Source organism: Brevundimonas sp. (assembly GCF_032017145.1).
Classification (GTDB): Bacteria; Pseudomonadota; Alphaproteobacteria; order Caulobacterales; family Caulobacteraceae; genus Brevundimonas.
Window position 1 is genome coordinate 1 of record NZ_DALZQC010000026.1, and the last position, 16202, is coordinate 16202.

Here is a 16202-nt window from a genome sequence, read left to right on the forward strand (position 1 = left end):
CGGCGGCGTCCTGCCGGCCGCGACGCCCTGCAAGGGGCCGCAGCTGAAGCTGGCGGCCGGCGACGGCGATGCGGGCGCGGGCAACCGGGTGCGCAACTTCAGCCTTCAGAATATCGGCGCCCAGGCCTGCAGCCTGACCGGCTATCCGACCGTGACCCTGCAGGACGGACGCGGGCGCACCCTGTCGTCGATCCGCGCGGAACAGAGCCCCGGCAGCTATTTCCGTCAGGGTCAGGCCCCGACGCCGGTCGAACTGGCGCCCCAGGCCAAGGCCTGGTTCGAAATGGCCTGGAACGTCATGCCGGACGAGACGATGCAGAAGACCTGTCCCGAGGCGGCGACGCTGAAGCTGACGGCGCCCAGCGACACCGCCGCCGTCAGCCTGCCCTTCACCTTCAGTCCGTGCGGCGGACGCATCCGCGTCAGCCCGATCCGGGCCGAGGCCAACCCGCCGCCGTCGACCTGAGGCGGGTGGAAACAGATCGAAAATCGGCGTAGGTCGCGACCCATGACCCAGACCTTCTACGACCGCGTCGCCGGCGAACTGACAGACATCAAGGCGCAGGGGCTGACCAAGCCCGAGCGGGTGATCGCCTCGCGTCAGGGGCCGGTGATCCAGGTCGCCGGGCGCGACGTGCTGAACTTCTGCGCCAACAACTATCTGGGGCTGGCAGGCGACGAGCGCGTGACCCAGGCGGGGATCGCCGCACAGCAGAAGTGGGGGGCGGGAACGGCCTCGGTCCGCTTCATCTGCGGCACGCTGGAGATCCACAAGGAGCTTGAGGCCGCCATCGCGGGGTATCTGGGGTTCCAGGACGCCATCCTGTTCGCCGCTGCGTTTGACGCCAATGGCGGCCTGTTCGAACCCCTGCTGGGCGAGAACGACGCCATCGTCTCGGACAGTCTGAACCACGCCTCCATCATCGACGGGGTGCGGCTGTGCAAGGCCAAGCGGTATCGTTTCGCCAACTCGGACATGGACGAACTGGAGGCACGGCTGAAGGAGGCCCGCGCGGCGGGCGCGCGCGACATCATCATCGCCACCGACGGCGCCTTCTCGATGGACGGCTATATCGCCAGGCTGAAGGACATTCGGGCGCTGGCCGACAAATACGAGGCCCTGATCATGGTGGACGACTGCCATGCGACCGGCTTCCTGGGGCCGAAGGGAAGAGGATCGTTCGCCCATCACGGGGTCGAGGTGGATTTCGTCACCGGCACCTTCGGCAAGGCCCTGGGCGGCGCGATGGGCGGCTTCATCTGCGCGAAGAAATCGGTGGTCGAACTGCTGAAACAGCGGGCGCGGCCCTATCTGTTCTCCAACGCCCTCGCGCCGGCCGTCTGCGGGTCGAGCCTGGAGGCGATCCGCATCGCGCAGGGCGAGGAGGGCGACGCCCTTCGCACCCGGCTGTCGGCCAACGCCCATCGTTATCGCGGCGCGATGGCGGACGCGGGCTTCACCCTGCTGGAGGGCGAACATCCGATCATTCCGGTCATGCTGGGCGACGCCAAGCTGGCGCAGGACTTTGCGGCGCGGGCTCTGGAGCTGGGCGTCTATGTGATCGGGTTTAGCTTCCCCGTGGTGCCGCGTGGTCAGGCGCGCATCCGCACGCAGATGTCGGCGGCCCATACGTTTGACCAGATCGACCGGACGGTTGCGGCCTTCACCCAGGCCGGTCGCGAGTTGGGCGTCATCTGACGCCACATTTTGCCCGTCATCCTGGGCCTTGTGTCTGGGATCCATAATCGCCGTCGACGATGGCGCGCACCGGCGAAAACCGGGAATATGGATCCTCGGGACAAGCCCGAGGATGACGATCCTGAAGTCTTTAGGGAGACGCCATCATGGCTGAAACAATGAAAGCCCTGGCCAAGACCGCGCCGGGCGTCGGCCTGGAACTGATCGACGCGCCGGTGCCGGAGGCGGGACCCGAGGACGTGCTGATCCGGGTGCATCGCACCGCTGTCTGCGGCACCGACATCCACATCTGGAACTGGGACGAGTGGTCCCAGAAGAACGTGCCGACGCCGATGATCACCGGCCACGAGTTCGCCGGCGAGATCGTCGCCATCGGCAAGGAGGTGGATCGCCCGCTGAAGATCGGTCAGCGCGTCTCGGCCGAGGGTCACGTCATCGACCTGAACTCCGAGGCGGCCCGCGCGGGGCATTTCCACCTGGACCCGCATACGCGCGGCATCGGCGTGAACCGCCAGGGCGCCTTCGCCGAGTTCGTGGTGGCCCCGGCCTTCAATGTGATCGAACTGCCCGACGACGTGCCCTATGAGATCGGCTCGATCCTGGACCCGTTCGGCAATGCGGTTCACACCGCGCAGCAGTTCGACCTGCTGGGCGAGGATGTGCTGGTCACCGGCGCCGGTCCCATCGGCATGATGGCCGCCGCCGTGGCGCGTCATGCGGGCGCCCGCACCGTGGTCCTGACCGACATCAACGACTTCCGTCTGGACCTGGCGCAGAAGGTGGCGCCGGGCGTTCGCACCGTGAACACCACCAAGGAAGACATCCACGACGTGATGAAGGAACTGGGCCTGAAGGTCGGGTTCGACGTGGCGCTGGAGATGTCGGGTTCGCCCATCGCCTTCAAACAGTGCGTCGACACCCTGATCATGGGCGGCGGAATGGCCATGCTGGGCATTCCCGGCAAGCCGATGGAGACCGACTGGGGCGCGATCATCCTGAAGGCCCTGACCATCAAGGGCGTCTATGGGCGCGAGATGTTCACCACCTGGCGCAAGATGCTGGGCCTGCTGAAGGCCGGTCTGGACCTGAGCCCGCTGATCACCCACCGGCTGGGTTACGCCGACTACCGCGAAGGCTTCGAGGCCATGAAGTCGGGCCAGTCGGGCAAGGTGGTGCTGGACTGGGACAAGGCGGCTTGAAGACCAACGTCTCCTCCCTGCGAAGTGGGGAGTGGGAACGGGCGTAGCGTGGTGGAGGGGCTGTTGACGTCCCACCGACGCCTGCGATGCGGGCAGAGCCCCTCCGTCACGGCGCGAAGACACGCCGCGCCACCTCCCCATCGCTACGCGACAGGGAGGAGATGGTGGCGTCAGTATCTGGCTCGCAGGGTGATCCCCACCGTGCGTAGGTCGCCGGGGTTGCCGATGACCAGGCCCGAATTGCCGGACTGGACGCTGACGAACTGCAGATAGTCCGCGTCCAGCGCGTTCTTGACCCAGACGAAAGCCTCCCAGCCGTTCTCGGCGCGGAAGCCGGCGCGCAGGTTCAGGATCGTGTAGCCCTCGATCTCGGTGTAGCGAGAGACCGAGGCGTCGGAGTTGTAGGTGGAGCGGTAGCTGGCGTCGGCGCCGCCATAGAACTCGCCCGGCAGGCCGAGGAAGCCGCCCCGGCCGTGCAGTTCCCCGCCGACCGACGCCGCCCACGGCGAGACGCCGGGCAGGTCCTGGCCCGACAGGTCGCAGGCGACGGTGGTCGTGCCGATCCGCTCCAGCGGGCAGGGGCCGTTGGCGAAGGCGTCGTATTTCGCATCGGTCCAGGCGAGGTTGGCGTAGAGGTCGAGGTGCTGGTTGGGCCGGGCGAAGGCGTCCAGTTCGACGCCCTGGATCACCACCTTGTCGGCGTTGGCCAGATAGCCGCGCAGGGCGCCGGGGCCGCTGTCGACCACATTGGCCTGATAGTCCTCCACATCTGTCCGATAGGCCGCCAGATTGGCGGTGAGGCGGCGGTCGAAGACCTGGGTCTTCAGGCCCAGTTCATAGGTGGTGACGACCTCTGGCTTGACCACGGCGTTGGTCAGGGACGGCTGGCCGTTCGGCAGGTTGGGGATGCCGGCCATGTTGATCCCGCCCGACTTATAGCCCCGCGCGACGCTGGCGTAGGTCAGGACGTCGTCGCTGACGTCGTAGGACAGCGAGACCTGGCCCGACAGGTCGTCGTCCGAAAGGCTGGCGTCATAGGCTTGCGGGCGGGCGATGCCGTTGCGCCGGGAGATATAGGTGCTGTCCGTCGTCGCCAGGCCGCCGGTCGTCGTGGCGGCGTAGCGGCCCGACTTCTCCTCCTTGGTGTAGCGCAGGCCCGGCGTCAGGTGCAGCCGGTCGTTGATGTTCCAGGTCAGTTGGGCGAAGGCGGCGTAGGACTCCGTTTCGATGCGGCTGTCGTTGAAGACGGTGTAGCCGTCGAGCAAGCCGTCTGGCACGCGCTCCAGAGGCGCCCCGGCGACGCGCTGATAGGCGGGGATCAGCCAGTAGCTGGCGTCGCGGCCGTATTCGGTGACGCCGTGGGTCTCCACCGCCTGATGGAAGGCGTAGAGGCCGGCTGTCCAGTCGATGCGGTGGGCGCCGTTGGAGGACAGGCGCAGCTCCTGGCTCCACTGGTCCTGCCAGGACGGGTTGGCCGATTGGCGGGTGATGTCCAGGGCGGTGTAGTCGCGGTCGTTCCGGGGGGCCCAGTCCCAGGAGCGCCAGGCCGAGACCGAGGTCAGGGTGGCCCAGCCGAAATCGTAATCGACGATGGCCGAGACGCCCCGGTGAATCTGGTCCGCCTGGATCGCCCCGTCCACATCCGCGATCCGGTCATACGGATCGGTGCTGGCGGGCCTGTAGCCGCGACCGGCGGCCAGGGCCGGGAAACGCTGGTCGAGCGGCTTTTGGGTGTCGCCCACCCGGACATAGACCTGGGTGCAGCAGTCGGGCGTCAGGTCGGCGTAGTCGGCGAACAGGCGCACGCGAAGCTGATCGGTGGGTTGGAACAGAAGCTGGCCGCGCAGGCTGATCGACTGCTGGCCGTTCTGTTTCTGGCCGGTGGTCGCATTGTCCAGCACCCCGTCGCGGCGGGTGGAGACGACCGAGAAGCGGGCCGCCACCTTCTCGTTCACGATGGGACCCGAGAAGGTCGCCTTGGCCTGGAGGAAGCCGTAGTCGCCGACGCTGAGTTCGGCGCGGCCTTCGGGCGTGAAGGACGGGGCCTGGGTGGTGATGTTCAGGGCGCCGGCGGTGGTGTTCTTGCCGAACAGGGTGCCCTGAGGGCCGCGCAGGATCTCGATCCGGTCCAGATCCACGAAGTCCAGGGTCGCGGTGGCGGGGCGGCCGTAATAGACCTGATCGACATAGATGCCGACGCCCTGTTCCAGCCCGTCGTTGGCCAGGCCGTAGCTGGCGCCCAGGCCCCGGATGGTGATGGCGGTGTTGCGCGGGTTGGAGGTCAGCAACTGGACGCTGGGCGCCAGTTGCGTCACCTGGCCGACATTATAGGCGCCGGTGCGGTCCAGAAGCTCCTCGTTCACCACGGTCAGGGCGATGGGCACGTCCTGCGCCCGCTCGTCCCGGCGGCGGGCGGTGACGACGATGTCGCCGACGCTGGCGACGCTGGGCGTGTTCACCTGGGGGGCGGCGGTGTCGTCAGGCGCGGCGGCGGCGACGGCGGGCGTGGTCAGACAGGCCAGTATGGCCGTGGCGGACAGCAGGCCTCGGGCGGTTGCGGATGTTCTCATGGTCCCCTCCGGCGACGTGATGCGCCGAGCGGGAAGAGGAGGGGCTTAAATCCTAGCGATCAAATGGGGATTTCTAACGCCAGCCGTAAGAACCGCTGAGGTCAAGCGGCAAGCAGATGTTTGATCAAGGCTTTTTCGAATCCCTTTGTCTCCGATCCGGGCAGGGTCGTGGCGATCTCGCCGCTTTCGAACAGGGCGAAGACCTTAGGGTGGACGTAGGAGGCGCGGCAGACGGTGGGGGTGTTGCCCAACAGGCCGGCGACGGCCTTGACGCAGACAGTGATCTTTCGCTTGGCGTCGGTGGGCGAGGTCGCCGCCTCCATGTCGCGCAGCGCCCGCGCCGCCGAGACGGTGCCGGCCCAGGTGCGGAAGTCCTTGGCCGAGAACTGCTCGCCCATCGCCTCGCGGATATAGGCGTTCACATCGTCGGAATCGACAGGGCACAGCGTGCCGTCCGCCGCGCGGTATTTGAACAGCTGCTGTCCGGGCAGACCCTCAAGCTGGCGCACCACGCGGGCCAGGCGGCGGTCCTTGACGCTGACGCTGTGATCCTTGCCGCTCTTGCCGCGAAACTCGAACGTCAGGGCCGCGCCGTCCACGTCCAGGTGGCGCTTGTGCAGGGTGGTCAGTCCATAGCTGCGGTTCTGCTTGGCGTAGATGGAGTTGCCGACGCGGATCAGGGTGATCTCCAAGAGGCGGACGGCGGTGGCCAGAACCTTGTCGCGGCACACGCCGCGCAGGCCCAGATCAAGTTCGACCTTGTCGCGCAGTTTGGGCAGGGCGCGCGAGAAGGCCGGCAGCTTGTCGAACTTGTTCTCTGACCGGGCCGCGCTCCAGTCGTTGTGATAGCGGTATTGCTTGCGGCCCTTCACGTCGCGGCCGGTGGCCTGGATATGGCCGTTGGCCTTGGGGCAGATCCAGACATCGGTCCAGGCGGGGGGAATGGCCAGGGCGCGGATGCGGGCCAGGGTCTTGGCGTCGGTGACGGTCTGGCCCTTGGCGTCTCTGTAGGACCAGCCCTTGCCCGCACGGCGGCGGGTCAGGCCCGCGAACTCGTCGCTGCAATAGCTGAGGCCCTTGGGAACCTCGGCGGCGATGTCGAAGGCGTGCGATCCGTCGGCCATCAGCCGGCGGCCTTTTCGAGCCGGTCGTGCAACCGCCCGATCCAGCGTTCGGCCGGATCGCCGCCCCACAACAGCCAGGCGATATAGCCGGCGGAAGGGTCGGTGCGGCTGGCCCAGCCCTTGGCGTCCTTGTCCACCGTATGGCGCGCGAAATAGGCGTAGATGTCCTTGATGTCCGTATCCGAAACCGCCTTCTGATCGGCCAGTTGATGGGCGCGCCTGACGCCGACCTCCGTGCCGCCGCGATCATGCTTGGCGCGAAGATCCAGCCCGCGTTTCGCCTGGGCCGCGACGCTCTTGGGCGGGTTGCGCTGGCGGTCGGTGATTTCGCTGGTCCTGGCCATTTTCGGCTTTCCTTCCCTCGCCCTTACAGGGACTTGCGTCGAACGCCGTGCGCGGGCGGCGAGTTCCGCTTGACCCCAAGGGCCGGGCGGGGGACGAGGCGGCATGAACTATCGCCACAGCTTTCACGCCGGAAACTTCGCCGATCTGGTCAAACACGCCCTGGTGCTGTGGCTGGTCGGGCAGGCCCGGCCGTCCGTGGTGCTGGACACCCATGCGGGGGCGGGGCTGTATGACCTGTCGGGGGATGGCGCGCGGTCGAAGGAGGCCGAGGCCGGCGTGGCGCGGCTGATGACCGCCGAGGGGCGCCCGCCCCTGATGGACGCCCTGGCCGACCGGGTGGCGGGGTTCAACCCGCAGGGCGGCGCGCAGTTCTATCCGGGATCGCCGCTGCTGATCGCGGACGCCCTGGCGCCCGGCGGGCGCTATGTCGGCTTTGAGGTGAACCCGCCGGTGCGCCGGATGCTGGCCGAGGCGTTGGCGGGGCGCGCGAACGCCGAGGCGCGCGAGGGCGACGGCTATGATCTGGCGGCCGCCGAGGCGGCCAGGGCGCGCGGGCCGCTGGTGCTGATCGACCCGCCGTTCGAAAGGCCCGACGACTATATCCGCGCGGCCGAGACGGCGGTCGCCATCGTGCGGCGCGATCCGTCGGCGACGGTGGCGATCTGGACGCCGCTGAAGGATCTGGAGACCTTCGACGCCTTCATACGCAAGCTGCAGGGGCGGGCGGGGCCTACGCTGGTGGCGGAGGCGCGGCTGAGGCCGCTGACCAATCCGATGAAGATGAACGGCTGCGCCATGGTGGTGGTCAATCCGCCGACGGGTGCGGAAACGGCGGCGCGCGAGGTGTGCGGCTGGGTGGCGAACGCCCTGGGCGACGCCGGCGGCAAGGCCGAGGTCTGGACCTTCTGAAGTCTTGGACTGCGAAAAAAACAGTCCAACGAGTCCAAGTGAGTCCAAGTTCTGGGCGCGGACGACAATGTCAAAGACCGATCGGTCATCATAACCCAGGTCGGGGGTGCGATAGGTCGATTGGGTGACGAAGGCCGCAAACCCTTGTGCGGCAAGGGATTGCGCGGGTCGATTGGTATGGCTGGGCCGTGTTTCGGCTGGCGCCGGGGACGCAATCGGCTAGAGCCTGATCGTTTTAGACGGAACCGCTTTGCGGTTCCGGCTGAAGCGTGAATCAGGCTCTCGCTCATATCTGGAGCCTGAATTCACCGCATCGATGAAATCGCAAAGCGATTCCATCTCAACGGATCAGGCTCTAGGGTTCGGCCATGACCCGCATCGCCATTCTGGAAACCGGCCATCCGCCCGAGCATCTGAAGGACGATTTCGACGACTATCCGGCGCGGTTCCGGGCGCTGTTGGGCGAGGGCGTGCCGACGACGCGGTTCAATGTGCAGGCGGGCCATCTGCCCGACGATCCCGCCGCGTTTCAGGGGGCCATCGTCACCGGCTCGGCGGCGGGGGTCTATGACGATCTGCCGTGGATACCCCGGCTGGTCGATTGGTTGAGGGCGGCGCGGGGGCGCACACGGCTGGTCGGCATCTGCTTCGGCCATCAGGCCCTGGCCCATGCGTTCGGCGGCGTGGTGGAGAAGTCGGACAAGGGCTGGGGCGTCGGGCTGCACCGCTATGACGTGCGGGCGAACGAACCTTGGATGCATCCGCGCGCGCGGACCATCGCCATTCCGGTGTCGCATCAGGATCAGGTGGTCGCGATCTCGGACGATGCGCGGGTGATCGCCTCCAGCGGCTTCACCCCCTATGCCGGTCTGGCCTGGGGCGAGGACGCCATTTCGTTTCAGTGCCACCCCGAGTTTCAGCCGGAATACGCGGCGGCCCTGATCGAGGGGCGACGGGGCGCGCGCATCCCGCATGACCTGGCGGACGAGGCGATCGACAGTCTGAAACGGCCCAACGACCGGGCGGTGCTGACCGCCTGGATCCGCGCCTTCCTGCTGCTGACCCCGCCGCCGGTCGAGGATCAGGGCAGCGGCATCTAAAGGCCCAGCAGCCGGATCAGCACGAGGGCCAGAAGGACCAGGGCGCCCAGCGACAGGATGACGGCGGCGACGACCCGGCCCCCGGCGCGGGCCACGGCGCGGATGTCGGTCTGCAGGCCCAGGGCGGCCATGGCGACGACGGTCAGCAGGCTGGAGGCGGCGGCCATCGGCGCGAGGGCGGGCTGCGGGATCAGGTCCAGCGAACGCAGGGCGATCATGACCAGGAAGCCGACGATGAACCAGGGCAGCAGGCGGGTCAGGCCGGGCTTTGCAGCGCCGGGCGCGCGGTCGCGGAAGATCACCGACAGGGCTAGGATCACCGGCCCCAGCATCAGCACCCGCACCAGCTTGACCACCGTGCCGGTCTGGGTGGCTGCGGCGCCGAACGGGGCGGCGGCGGCCAGAACCTGGGGCACCGCATAGACGGTCAGTCCGGCCAGGGCGCCGTATTGCAGGCCGTTCAGATGGATCAGGCCGCCCAGCAGCGGCAGGGCCAGGACCACGATCACGCCCAGAACGGCGGTGAAGGCGATGGAGGCGGCGACCTCCTCGCCATCCGCATCGATGACCGGGGCCACGGCGGCGATGGCGGAGTTGCCGCAGATGGCGTTGCCGCAGGCCACCAGCAGCGCCATGCGGGGGTTAAGGCCCAGGGCGCGCCCCACGCCGAAGCCGACGATGACGGCCAGGGCCACCAGGGCGAAGATGCCGGCCACGAAGGCCACGCCCAGGGCCGACAGGGTCGCGGCGCTGACAGAGGCGCCCAGCAGGACCACCGCGATCTCAAGCAGGGTCTTGGCCGAGAAGTCGACGCCGGCCTTGAACCGCGCGTCCGGGGTCCAGGCGGTGCGGACGGCGGCGCCCAGCAGGATGGCCAGAACCAGCGGCTCCAGCCAGACGCGGCCGATCAGGTCGCGCTCGATGCTGGTCAGGCCGATGGCGGCCAGCGTCACCAGCAGACACAGCATGACGCCGGGACGGATAGCGCCGCCGAACGCCTTCGCGGTCGCCAGGCGCGGCGCGGCGATGGGGACGGGCAGGGCGGCGGACTTCATGGACGCTGACATGCGCCCCGGCTCGACGACAATCCAACGGATAGTTATGGTCGTTTCAATCCGATTTGGAGATCAATCGTGACCCTGGAACGTCTTCGAATCTTCGTCGCCGTGGCGGAACGCGACCATGTGACGGCGGCGGCGCGGGCGCTGAACCTGACGCAATCGGCGGTATCGAACGCCATCGCGGCGCTGGAGGTCGAACATGACGTGCGCCTGTTCGACCGGGTGGGGCGGGGGATCGTGCTGAACGAGACGGGCCGCGCCTTCCTGCCTGAGGCCAGGGCGGTGCTGGCGCGGGCCCAGGCGGCGGAAGCCGCGCTGGCTGACATGAGCGCGCTGCGGCGCGGGCGGCTGGCCGTGTTCGCCAGCCAGACCATCGCCAGCTACTGGCTGCCGCGCCGGCTGGTGGATTTTCACGCGGCCTATCCCGGCGTCGAACTGGCGGTGGAGATCGGCAATACGCGCGAGGCGACGCAGGCGGTGCTGAGCGGCGCCGCCGAGATCGGCCTGGTGGAGGGGGCGGTGGACGAACCAGCTCTGTCGCAGACCCAGGTGGGGTCGGACCGGCTGGCGGTGCTGGTCACGCCGGACCATCCGTGGGCCAGGCTGCGGCGATTGGAGGCGCGGGACCTGACGGGCCAGCCGTGGGTGTTGCGTGAAGTCGGGTCCGGCACCCGCTCGACGCTAGAGGCGGCGGTGCGCGACGCGGGCGTCGATCCCGCCGATCTGTCGGTGACCATGACCCTGCCGTCCAACGAGGCGGTGCTGGCGGCGGCCGAGGCGGGGGCGGGGGCCACGGCCCTGTCGGAAAGCGTGGCCTATGCCTCGGTGGCGGCCGGTCGGCTGGCGACGGCCCCCTTCACCCTGCCCGAACGGCCGTTCCGGCTGTTGCGGCACAAGGAACGCTATCGCAGCCGGGCGGGCGACGCCTTCGTCGGCGTGTTGTGACCGCAACTGCGGATGACGAACGAAGCCTGTCCGGCTGCCGAATGGAGAAATCCGAGCCGCTTTCTGGCAGGGCGGGCTTGGCCTTCCTAAGTGCTGTTTCGGGCGTCGATCTGGGTCATGCCTCCTTCGAGACGGTCATGGCCTGACATATTTATTGTGAGGAAAGACAATGGTTTTCGACAAGGATCTCTTCAAGGGCAAGGTGGCGCTGGTCACAGGGGGAACGTCGGGGATCGGTCTTGCGACAGCGGAATATCTGGCGTCCCTGGGGGCGACCGTCGTGGCCGCCGGTTTGGGCAGCGACAAGACCCAGGTTCGCGACGGCGTGACCCTGGACCTGCGCGAACTGGATGTGACCGACCATGACGGGCTGGCCGCGCTGATCAACGGTTTGGACCGGCTGGACATCCTTGTGCCTGCGGCGGGGATCGCCCTCGGCGAGAAGGAAATGGAGTGGGCGTCCTATCGCAAGGTGCTGGATATCCAGCTCGACGGCGTGTTCAAGACCATCGAACTGTCCCGCCCGTTGCTGGCCAAGAGCAAGGGCAGCATCATCACCATCAGCTCGATGTTCGCCTATTTCGGCGGCGGAACCTCGGTGGCCTATTCGTCGGCCAAGGGCGCGATCGTCCAGATGACCAAATCCCTGGCCGGCGCCTATGCCGGTGACGGCATTCGCGTCAACTCGGTGGCGCCGGGATGGATCAACACCCCGCTGCTGGAAAAGGTCGACACCATCTATGCCGGCTCGACCGAACGGCTGCTGCACCGGACGCCAATGAACCGGTTCGGCGAGCCGGTGGAGGTGGCCCAGGTCATCGCCTTCCTGGCGTCCGACGCGGCCTCCTTCGTCAATGGCGCGATCCTGCCGGTCGACGGCGGTTATCTGGTCACCGCGATCTGATGGATCAGGCCGGGGCGTGTCGGACGCGCCCCGGCTGTGTCCGCCTTGAAAGCGGATTAGGTTCAATCGACATTCAGCCGGTGGAAATCTCAGATCGTCATTCCGGCTCTGAGCGAAGCGAAGAACCCGGAACCCAGGACTGCGGCACGTTGCTGGACGTAGTCGGCGCCCGAATAGCGAGCCTCCTGGGTTCCGGGTTCGTCCTATCGACGCCCCGGAATGACGATTTGGGGCTGAATGTCGATTAGCCCTAGGGCCATTTCACCACGGGCGGCATGGACGACAGGATGGAGTCCACGTTCCCGCCGGTCTTCAGGCCGAACATGGTGCCGCGGTCGTAGAGCAGGTTGAACTCCACATATCGGCCGCGCCGGATCAGCTGCTCCTCGCGCTCCTCCGCCGTCCAGGGCTCGGCCATGCGGGCGGCGACGATGCGCGGATAGACGTCCAGGAAGGCCAGGCCCACGTCGCGGGTGAAGGCGAAGTCGCGGTCATAGTCGCCGCTGTCGTGATGATCGTAGAAGACGCCGCCGGTGCCGCGCGGCTCCTTGCGGTGCGGCAGATAGAAATAGTCGTCGCACCAGGCCTTGTAGCGGGCGTGCCAGTCCGGGTCGTGGGCGTCGCAGGCGGCCTTCATGGCGGCGTGGAAGGCCAGGGTGTCGGGGTGGTCCTGACGCCGATCCGCCATCAGCACCGGCGTCAGGTCGCCGCCGCCGCCGAACCAGCTTTTTGTCGTGGCGATGAAGCGGGTGTTCATGTGAACGGCGGGAATACGCGGGCTGACCGGATGGCAGATCAGACTGATGCCTGTGGCGAAGAAACGCGGATCGACGTCGGCGCCGGGCACGCCTTTGGCGTAGTCGGCGGGGAATGCCCCGTGGACGGTCGAGACATGGACCCCGACCTTTTCGAACAGCCGCCCGTGCATCATGCCCATGACGCCGCCGCCGTCCTCGGGCCGTTCCCACGGGGTGCGGACGAAGCGGCCGGGTTCGCCGGGAAACAGGTCGGCGGGTGCCGCGTCCTCCAGCGCCTCGAAGGCGGCATGGATGCGGTCGCGCAGATGTTCGAACCAGGCGCGGGTCTCGACCTTCTTCAGGTCGAGCGGATCGGAAAAGACGGCGTCGTTCATGGGCTTGGTCCTAGACCGACGCGGCGCGTCCGCCAATGTGGCAGAGCCTGAGGCGAACACTTACCGCCATTTAACGTGACCGGAAGCGGAGCCTTATCTACCTCGGAAGCTGGTTTTGAACGTTGGGCGGGGGCGCTCTCATGAAGGGTTTTTCGGTTTCAGTCGCGCTTGCGCTGCTGCTGAGCGTGGCGCCGGCGGCGGCTCAAGATCGCGCGTCCCTGCAGGACTATGCGACCGCGATCTCTACGGCATTCGTGAACGATCCCGACGGCTTCATCGCGCGGTACGGATCCACGCCGGCCACAGACCGATTGGTTCGCGCCGACCTGCCCCGTCTGTCGGGCAGCCCGCACATCATACGCTGGAACGCACGCGAAAAGACGGCGACCATCCTGCTTTCCGGTCACGCCGAGCTGGACGACAGCGGTAATGAAACCTCTGCTTCGCTTCGATACTCCGGGCTTCACAGCGCGCGCTGGACCGAAATGGGGTGGAAGATCGAGGCCCGAACGCCGTTCAGCGTCAACCGCATCCGCACGCATCGGATCGCTGTCCAGCTTGATCCCAGCGTCGGCCTGTCGGCCGTGGACGAGATGGAGGTTACGGTCGGAACGGACCAGGGCTTCTTCTTCGGGCTGAACACGGGGGCGGTCATAGATGCGGTAACGATCGACGGCCGCTCGGTTCCATTCCTTTTCCAGGACGGGTTCGCCTGGGTCGATGCGCCGAAGGGATCGCACCGCGTCTCGGTCCAGTATCACATCAAGGTCGAGCGCACGCCGGGCGGGAACTCCGCAATGTTCGCCGACGCCTATGGCCACATCCGAAATCAGTACTGGTGGCATCCGTTCTTCGGCTTCGGCGTGGATGAGGGGCTGGCGGACTTCCAGATTTCGATTCGCGCCCCAGAGCGTTTGAAGCTGGCCGTCGATCTGCCTCAGACCGATGCGGTCGTGGAGGGACAGCGGACGGTCGTTGCCCGATCATCGGGGCCGATCGCCGCCGTATCCTTCGCCTATGACGAGGCTTGGGCCCCCGTCGACGCCCGGTTCGGAGAGGTGACGCTCTCGGTCTTCGCCACGCCCGACTATACGCCCAAGACGGATCAGTTAGTCGCCGCCGCGAACGAAACCTGGGACTTGCTCGCGGGCCGGTTCGGCGCGCCGCCGCTGGATCGCATTTCAGTGATCCAGGCCCGGGGGCGCAATGGCACGGGGTGGCACTTCTTCTCGAACCAGGCCCTGTTCACGGGGGCGGCGGGAGGCGTGCCCTCACGCATCAACGAGTTTCCGGTCCGGGCCTTCTTCGACCATGAGGTGGCGCACCTGTGGACGCGACCGTCGGGGGCGGCCCGCAACTTCCTGGCCGAAGGCTGGGCGACCTATGCCGAGGGTCTGGTCATAGAGCACCGATACGGTGCGGAAGCGCGGCGCTGGTTCTGGAACGATCAGGCGCGCCTGTTCCTGATCAACGAAACGGCGATGGCGGGCGCATTAAACGATGATCCGTCAAACGCCGGCGTCTCCTACGCCAAGGGAGCATGGACGCTGGCCATGCTGGAACGGGTGCTGGGGCGCCAGGCTTTCGACGCCGGCGTGCGGGCCTACGTCGCCGAACCCCTGGGCCGCACCGACTACGACAGCTTCGTTCGCGGGTTCGGATCCAGCGCGGACGTTGCGCGGCGGTTCCTGACGCCCTGGGTCGAAGGTCGCGGCGCGCCGAGGATTACTTTGGAGCGGCAGGAGGATCAGTTGGTCCTGGTGCAAAACGGCGGGGTCTACTGGCTGCCCCGGTTCAGCTGTGGTCTGGAGCGGGACGACGGCTCGGTAGAGTGGCAGACCCTGGAGATCGACGGCGCCCGAACACCTCTGCCAGGCGCCGACGGGGTGGTCCGTGTTCGGCTGGACCCGGCGGGGGATTATCTGCTCGCTGGTGATCGCGTGCTGGAGACGGGCGCCGTTTCGACGCTGTAAGCGAAGCGTCGAAAGCTAGCTTGAGGGCTGACCGACGCCGCCGGTCTGGCGCAGGCCTTCCCACAGGGCGATGCCGGCGGTGACCGACAGGTTCAGGGAGCGGGCGCCCGCGCGCAGCGGCACGACGACGCGGGCATCGGCGGCGGCGTGGACATGGTCGGGGGCGCCCGCGCTCTCCTTGCCGAACAGAAGGATGTCGTCGGGGCGGAAGACGAAGTCGGGCAGGGGCGTGGCGCCCTTGGTGGTCAGCAGAACCAGTCGTCCGGCCGGGCGGTCGGCCTGGAAGGCGTCCCAGTCCGCGTGGCGGGTCATGTGCGACAGGGGGCCGTAATCCAGGGCGGCGCGCTTCATCGCGCGATCGTCGAAACGGAAGCCCGTCGGCTCGATCACATGCAGATCGACGCCGAAACAGGCCGAAAGCCGGATGCAGGCGCCGACGTTCTGAGGAATGTCCGGTTGAAAAAGGGCGAGACGCATTCTAAGCCCGTTGATACGCGCGGCGAGGGGGTTTGTCGCGGTCTATTTGCGAGCGTTTCGCAAGAAACGTCAGCAACTTGCGTCAGAGGGGCGCAGGTCAGGGACCGTGGGGAAATCCCGCGTCGTATGTTGGTTTGGCGCCGCGGCTGGGGAGGCCCTAGGGCTTCTCCTGCGGCGATCGGGAGGTGGAAACTTGGCCGAATCGGTCGTGCATACCCAAGACTCTGGCAATCCCGAGAGCGGCGATCCCAATCGTCGTGACTTCATCTATATCGCGGCGGGCGCCGCGGCGGTCGGCGCCGGCGCGATGATCGCCTGGCCCCTGATCAACCAGATGAACCCGGCCGCCGACACCCTGGCCCTGGCCTCGATCGAGTTCGACCTGACCAAGGTGCAGGAAGGCCAGCAGGTCGTCATCAAATGGCAGGGCAAGCCGGTGTTCGTGCGCTATCGCACCCCGGCCGAGCTGCAGCGGGTCATCGCCGACGACCATGCGCCCGACCTGAAACAGCCCCAGACCGACGCCGAGCGCACCAAGCCGGGGCACGAGAAATATCTGGTCGTCATCGGCTCGTGCACCCACCTGGGCTGCGTGCCGACCTTTGGCGCGGGCGATTACGGCGGGTGGTTCTGCCCCTGCCACGGCTCGCACTACGACGCCTCCGGCCGCATCAGAAAGGGGCCCGCGCCCCTGAACCTGGTGGTGCCGGACTACGACTATCTGTCCGACACCCGCGTCAAGATCGGCTGAGGACAAGGGGGGA

Annotated in this window: 15 protein-coding genes; 9 read left to right on the forward strand and 6 right to left on the reverse strand. The window is 67.4% G+C overall.

Features of this window, described 5'->3' with window-relative positions; translation table 11 throughout:
• The 3 genes from RTU05_RS06515 to tdh all read left to right on the forward strand — a co-directional run.
• Nucleotides 1-466, forward strand: a 466-nt coding sequence (locus RTU05_RS06515; RefSeq protein ID WP_312596728.1) for a DUF4232 domain-containing protein, incomplete at its 5' end; no start/stop codon positions are given.
• Nucleotides 467-508: 42 nt separating this feature from the next.
• A complete protein-coding gene (locus tag RTU05_RS06520) occupies nt 509-1699 on the forward strand; it encodes a glycine C-acetyltransferase (RefSeq protein WP_312596729.1) in 1191 nt (396 codons plus the stop codon).
• Nucleotides 1700-1857: 158 nt separating this feature from the next.
• Complete coding sequence (gene tdh / locus RTU05_RS06525) at nt 1858-2898, forward strand: L-threonine 3-dehydrogenase (RefSeq protein ID WP_409411598.1); 1041 nt, start codon at nt 1858-1860, stop codon at nt 2896-2898.
• A 170-nt stretch (nt 2899-3068) separates the two neighbouring features.
• On the opposite strand, the gene RTU05_RS06530 is transcribed toward tdh, so the two are convergent.
• The 3 genes from RTU05_RS06530 to RTU05_RS06540 form a co-directional block, all read right to left on the reverse strand.
• Nucleotides 3069-5468, reverse strand: a complete 2400-nt coding sequence (locus tag RTU05_RS06530) for a TonB-dependent receptor (RefSeq protein ID WP_312596732.1) — start codon at nt 5466-5468, stop codon at nt 3069-3071.
• A gap of 101 nt (nt 5469-5569) precedes the next feature.
• Nucleotides 5570-6592, reverse strand: coding sequence for a DNA topoisomerase IB (locus tag RTU05_RS06535; RefSeq protein WP_312596734.1), 1023 nt, complete (start codon nt 6590-6592; stop codon nt 5570-5572).
• Nucleotides 6592-6936, reverse strand: coding sequence for a hypothetical protein (locus RTU05_RS06540; RefSeq protein WP_312596736.1), 345 nt, complete (start codon nt 6934-6936; stop codon nt 6592-6594). The genes RTU05_RS06535 and RTU05_RS06540 overlap by 1 nt, the downstream gene beginning before the upstream one ends.
• A gap of 103 nt (nt 6937-7039) precedes the next feature.
• On the opposite strand from RTU05_RS06540, the gene rlmJ reads away from it, so the two are divergent.
• On the forward strand, nt 7040-7846 hold the full coding sequence (rlmJ, locus tag RTU05_RS06545; RefSeq protein WP_312596737.1) for a 23S rRNA (adenine(2030)-N(6))-methyltransferase RlmJ: 807 nt from the start codon (nt 7040-7042) through the stop codon (nt 7844-7846).
• Between the two features lie 368 nt (nt 7847-8214).
• Nucleotides 8215-8946: a glutamine amidotransferase-related protein gene (locus RTU05_RS06550; RefSeq protein WP_312596740.1), complete on the forward strand. Its 732-nt coding sequence runs from the start codon at nt 8215-8217 to the stop codon at nt 8944-8946.
• On the opposite strand, the gene RTU05_RS06555 is transcribed toward RTU05_RS06550, so the two are convergent.
• Entirely contained in the window at nt 8943-10001 is a 1059-nt protein-coding gene (locus RTU05_RS06555) for a putative sulfate exporter family transporter (protein ID WP_312596742.1), read from the reverse strand. The two genes, RTU05_RS06550 and RTU05_RS06555, sit on opposite strands and share 4 nt — an antisense overlap.
• Before the next feature lie 78 nt (nt 10002-10079).
• On the opposite strand from RTU05_RS06555, the gene RTU05_RS06560 reads away from it, so the two are divergent.
• Both RTU05_RS06560 and RTU05_RS06565 read left to right on the forward strand, forming a co-directional pair.
• Complete coding sequence (locus tag RTU05_RS06560) at nt 10080-10952, forward strand: LysR family transcriptional regulator (RefSeq protein ID WP_312596744.1); 873 nt, start codon at nt 10080-10082, stop codon at nt 10950-10952.
• 169 nt (nt 10953-11121) lie between these two features.
• Entirely contained in the window at nt 11122-11856 is a 735-nt protein-coding gene (locus tag RTU05_RS06565; RefSeq protein ID WP_312596746.1) for an SDR family NAD(P)-dependent oxidoreductase, read from the forward strand.
• 250 nt (nt 11857-12106) lie between these two features.
• On the opposite strand, the gene hemF is transcribed toward RTU05_RS06565, so the two are convergent.
• Nucleotides 12107-12988, reverse strand: a complete 882-nt coding sequence (hemF, locus tag RTU05_RS06570; RefSeq protein WP_312596748.1) for an oxygen-dependent coproporphyrinogen oxidase — start codon at nt 12986-12988, stop codon at nt 12107-12109.
• A gap of 140 nt (nt 12989-13128) precedes the next feature.
• On the opposite strand from hemF, the gene RTU05_RS06575 reads away from it, so the two are divergent.
• Nucleotides 13129-14961 (forward strand): hypothetical protein, encoded by a 1833-nt coding sequence (locus tag RTU05_RS06575; RefSeq protein ID WP_312596750.1) that lies wholly within the window; start codon nt 13129-13131, stop codon nt 14959-14961.
• 15 nt (nt 14962-14976) lie between these two features.
• On the opposite strand, the gene RTU05_RS06580 is transcribed toward RTU05_RS06575, so the two are convergent.
• Nucleotides 14977-15438 carry a tRNA (cytidine(34)-2'-O)-methyltransferase gene (locus tag RTU05_RS06580; RefSeq protein ID WP_248119540.1) on the reverse strand — a complete coding sequence of 154 codons (462 nt, stop codon included), beginning with the start codon at nt 15436-15438 and terminating at the stop codon, nt 14977-14979.
• 208 nt (nt 15439-15646) lie between these two features.
• Here RTU05_RS06580 and petA point away from each other — a divergent pair, with 208 nt between their 5' ends.
• On the forward strand, nt 15647-16189 hold the full coding sequence (gene petA, locus RTU05_RS06585) for a ubiquinol-cytochrome c reductase iron-sulfur subunit (protein WP_312596752.1): 543 nt from the start codon (nt 15647-15649) through the stop codon (nt 16187-16189).
• The last annotated feature ends 13 nt before the right edge of the window (nt 16190-16202 follow it).